Origin of the sequence: Amycolatopsis sp. NPDC051372, from assembly GCF_040682095.1 — a bacterium.
Taxonomy (GTDB): domain Bacteria; phylum Actinomycetota; class Actinomycetes; order Mycobacteriales; family Pseudonocardiaceae; genus Amycolatopsis.
Map to the genome: position 1 here is coordinate 1 of NZ_JBFBAF010000112.1, position 1,038 is coordinate 1,038.

Consider the following 1,038-nt stretch of genomic DNA (forward strand, 5'->3'; position numbering starts at 1 on the left):
CTAGTTATTGCTCAGCGGTGGCAGCAGCCAACTCAGCTTCCTTTCGGGCTTTGTTAGCAGCCGGATCTCAGTGGTGGTGGTGGTGGTGCTCGAGTCACGCTGCAGTATTCTGCTGGTTCTTGAAGTCTGCGTAACGCAATGTCGGACACTGTTCCCAAAAACCCTTTTCGCCAAGGGCGACACGGCGTAACGTGCGACGACCATTGCCTTCCAAACCCCCACGGGCATGTTGAACGGCTAAGTTGTGCCAAACTACTACATCTCCTTGACGCCAAGAGTGTTCATACACAGCGTCTTCCGCATACATTACAGAGAATAACTCCTCCAGCAGCTCACGACTTTCAGCATCTTCTAACCCAACAATGCGTGTGGTTTGGTTTGCATTGACCATCAATCCAGGTTCTCCGGACACCGGGTGACGCCAAACCACAGGGTGCTCCGCGCGGGGCATACCCTCCGCTACCGATACCCCCACATTACGGCCATCCAGGCTGACTGGCATAGCATTCTCGCAGACAAGCGACGCCACGCGAGAGCGAAGGCCAGCGGGCAAGCGACCATACGCAGCGGCAACGTTAGCGAAGCGCGTACTCGTCACGCATCCTTCAACGTCCTCAGCGAATAAGGACACCGCTTCCAAGGGAACGGCACAGTGACCTGTGTCTGAATGAAACGACAATTCAGAGACGCCTAAGGCCGCCCCCTCCTTCACATTTGAGACAAACCCAATGCCTGACCCTTCTTCGTGCAAAACCGGTCCCAGATAACCCATGAAGCGGATCTGCTCTTCTAATGAAAAATCTTGGCCGGAAAACACAAGCAGATGACGAGCGCGGAACAACTCTACCAAAGCGGCAGCACATTCTGCGCCTAAAGGTGCACCAAGATCCAAGCCAACGCGGGCGCCCCAGCCTGCAGAGGTCGGTTCCCAAACCAGGCCCGCCATATGGCTGCCGCGCGGCACCAGGCCGCTGCTGTGATGATGATGATGATGGCTGCTGCCCATGGTATATCTCCTTCTTAAAGTTAAACAAAATT

At 55.1% G+C, this 1,038-nt stretch carries 1 protein-coding gene; it reads right to left on the reverse strand.

Going from position 1 to position 1,038, the window contains the following annotated elements:
* Window positions 1-94 precede the first annotated feature (94 nt).
* Window positions 95-1,038, reverse strand: a 944-nt coding sequence (locus AB0M56_RS50615) for a TauD/TfdA family dioxygenase (protein WP_364190880.1), incomplete at its 5' end; no start/stop codon positions are given.